At 44.4% G+C, this 3240-nt stretch carries 4 protein-coding genes; 2 read left to right on the plus strand and 2 right to left on the minus strand.

The genetic code is table 11. From position 1 onward, the window contains the following. Both moeB and moeA read right to left on the minus strand, forming a co-directional pair. Positions 1-583: molybdopterin-synthase adenylyltransferase MoeB (gene moeB / locus ACP45E_RS11995; RefSeq protein ID WP_069585043.1), on the minus strand; the 583-nt coding region annotated here is incomplete at its 3' end. Between the two features lie 9 nt (positions 584-592). Then, the gene (gene moeA, locus ACP45E_RS12000) at positions 593-1828 is read right to left on the minus strand and encodes a molybdopterin molybdotransferase MoeA (RefSeq protein WP_017037983.1); all 1236 of its coding nucleotides are present in this window, start codon (positions 1826-1828) and stop codon (positions 593-595) included. A 153-nt stretch (positions 1829-1981) separates the two neighbouring features. Between moeA and folE the strand changes: the two genes are divergently transcribed. Together folE and ACP45E_RS12010 are read left to right on the plus strand one after the other, a co-directional pair. Beyond that, complete coding sequence (gene folE, locus ACP45E_RS12005) at positions 1982-2635, plus strand: GTP cyclohydrolase I FolE (RefSeq protein ID WP_017033607.1); 654 nt, start codon at positions 1982-1984, stop codon at positions 2633-2635. A gap of 259 nt (positions 2636-2894) precedes the next feature. After that, a partial coding sequence (locus ACP45E_RS12010) for a DEAD/DEAH box helicase (RefSeq protein WP_141707318.1) occupies positions 2895-3240 on the plus strand: 346 nt, incomplete at its 3' end.

Below are 3240 nucleotides of genomic sequence, written 5' to 3' on the forward strand. Positions count from 1 at the left end.
CCATGACACCGGCTTCCACACATGTTAATGCGCCGCTACCGAAAAGAGCGCTTAAACATTGGTAGCAAGGGTGTTCATCATTTTGGAACGTGAATACGCTAACTTGACCTTCCATACGAATCGCTGCCCCAGATACGAGCGGGGTTTTTGTTGCGTAACAAAGCCGATTAAGCTGATTTCGAGTCGCTACATTATCTGATCCATCAAGAACAAGTGTATGCTGACGAATCAAATCGTTGAGTGTTTCATCATCTAGACGCTGTTCAATAATCCCGACCTCTAGATGTGGGTTGAGCTTCAATAAAGATGATCGAGCTGATTCTACTTTAGCGACCCCAATATCGTCGTCGCTATGCAACACTTGCCGCTGTAAATTTGACAGTTCGACCACATCATCATCGATCAATGTCAGTTTACCAATGCCCGCTGTTGCCAAATATTGACTGGCCGCACAGCCTAAACCACCCGCACCTAGTATCAGTACAGAACTTTGCTTCAAGGCTTCTTGGCCTTCGAAATCAAATTGTTTAAGTATAATTTGTCGATTGTAACGCAACATTTCAGCGTCAGATAAAATATCCAAGACCAGTCCTTAATACAATGTTGAGTTAAATAGCTGAATCTGTACCGTTTCACCCACTTCAACACGGCCACGTTCGCGTTCCAATACGACAAAGCAATTGGACAAGCTCATCGAACGAAACGCCCCTGAGCTCTGATTACCGGTGGTTTCAACCACGAACTTTCCATTTTCCAAGTGATAAACGCCACGTTGGTAGTCGGTACGCCCTGGACTTTTTTTGAAGGCGGTTTTTGTGATGGCGGGAATCAATTCAGGAGATTGCCACTGAGTGTGCCCTGCAAGTTTAGCCAGCATGGGCTGAACCAGAACGTACATGGTGAGCATCGCTGATACCGGGTTGCCAGGTAGCCCACAGAACCAAGCATTTTCTAACGCACCAAACGCAAACGGTTTACCTGGTTTAATGGCGAGTTTCCAGAAACCGATTTCCCCCAGCTCTTCTAAAATGTCTTTTGTGTAATCCGCCTCGCCAACGCTTACGCCACCAGAAGTCACGACAACATCAGACATAGATTGGGCTTGTTCAAAGGTCGCTTTTAACGTTGTTTGGCAATCAGGAATGATGCCCAAATCAATCGCTTCACAGCCAAAATTTTCAATAAGTGGCTTGATGCCATAGCGGTTACTGTCGTATATCTGGCCATCTTCTAATGGCTCACCTAGCGATTTAAGTTCATCGCCGGTTGAAAAAAATGCGACTTTAGGCTTTCGCACAACAAGAATGTGACTAACACCGAGAGAGGCAATCATAGGAATATCACGTGGCGTAAGACGGGCACCTTTTTCGAGAACGATATCACCCTCACGAATATCATCACCGAGTGGGCGAATATTGTTCTGCGGCGCAATAGCGGTTTGATTGATCACAATGCCTTGCTCAGAGGCTTCAGTGTTTTCTTGCATGACCACCGCATCGCAACCTTCAGGTATTTTTGCGCCTGTCATAATTCGAATACAAGTTCCAGGTGGCCAATCCCCCTCAAAAGGCAAACCTGCAAAAGATTTACCCGCTAAGGGTAGGACATTGGTCGACTCTAAATCTGATAGTCGAAGTGCGTAGCCATCCATCGCAGAATTATCAAACGGAGGAACAAAAATGGGAGACAATACATCTTCAGCAAGAACAAAGCCCAGAGCGTCTGCAAGAGGAAGTCGCAGCGTTGTTTGAATTGGTTTAATGCGAGAAAGCATAGAGTTCATGGCATCTTCAAGAGGCATTAAGCCCGGAGCGTCACAGCAGCCCATCTAATTATCCTATTTATCGTATTGTTAGTCATAAACCTTATCATAGAATAACCAGTATCTATAACGGCTAGAGACAAATTATGAGTAGTCATTATTTCTAATTACGCGTATCCTTGTCAGCCATCCAAAAGGGGTAAATTGAGAGGAAACGGAATGTCAGATCTGAGCGAATCCGCAAAGTTAGTAAAAGATGCGCTAGAAAGCCGTGGATTAGAAACGCCAATGCGTCCTAACCAGGTCAGTCGTGAAGAAAAGAAAGAGAAGATTGAGCACCACATGCGTGAGATTTTATCGCTTCTCGAACTTGATTTGACCGATGACAGCCTAGAAGAAACCCCTCATCGCATCGCAAAGATGTACGTAGATGAAGTGTTCTCTGGCCTTGATTATTCCAATTTCCCAAAAATCACGGTCATTGAAAATAAAATGAACGTGAGTGAAATGGTACGAGTCAAAGACATTACCGTGACCAGTACTTGTGAGCACCATTTGGTGACCATTGATGGTAAAGCTGCGGTTGCATATATTCCACGAGGAAAGATCATTGGCTTGTCGAAGATCAATCGTATTGTTCGCTTCTTCGCACAACGTCCACAGGTTCAAGAACGCATGACTCAACAAATATTAGTGGCACTGCAAACGCTACTAGAGTCTGATGATGTGGCTGTCACTATTGATGCCGTGCATTATTGCGTGAAATCTCGCGGTGTGATGGATGCGACAAGTTCAACCACAACAACCGCTCTAGGTGGGATATTCAAGACCATTCCAGCGACTCGCCATGAGTTTTTACATGGACTTAGATAGCGGGAACAACGAGTTAAACATCGCCTCTTTTTAGAGGCGTTTTACGTTCTATGCTTTCAGTATTAGCGTTTTATGCATTAACAATTTTCGTTCGAAATTTTAGAATTCACGCCCTAAATTTTGACCAGTAGCAACACATAATATTCGCAGCTCTCAACATTCAACTATTGAATGAACTGTTAACACCAAATTAATCGGGCAATATTCAAATAAATAGGCATAATACGCCTCCTTATTGAGCGCCTTATAGGACACTACCGTGACAACAACTTCTTTTTCAACACTGCCGTTAAAACCTGAACTACTGCAGACATTGGACGCACTAGGTTATACCGAGATGACGCCTATTCAACAGCAGAGCTTACCGAGTGTGTTAGCAGGTAAAGATGTTATTGCTCAGGGGAAAACGGGTTCAGGTAAAACCGCCGCGTTCTCATTGGGTTTGCTGAGTAATTTGAATGTTAAACGATTTCGTGTTCAATCGCTGGTTTTATGTCCAACGCGAGAACTGGCGGATCAAGTAGCCAAAGAAATTCGTACCCTTGCTCGTGGCATTCACAATATAAAAGTACTGACGCTGTGTGGCAGATCGGCAGAGCGGGTCA

It is taken from the genome of Vibrio genomosp. F10 str. 9ZD137 (assembly GCF_049974785.1).
Lineage (GTDB): Bacteria > Pseudomonadota > Gammaproteobacteria > Enterobacterales > Vibrionaceae > Vibrio.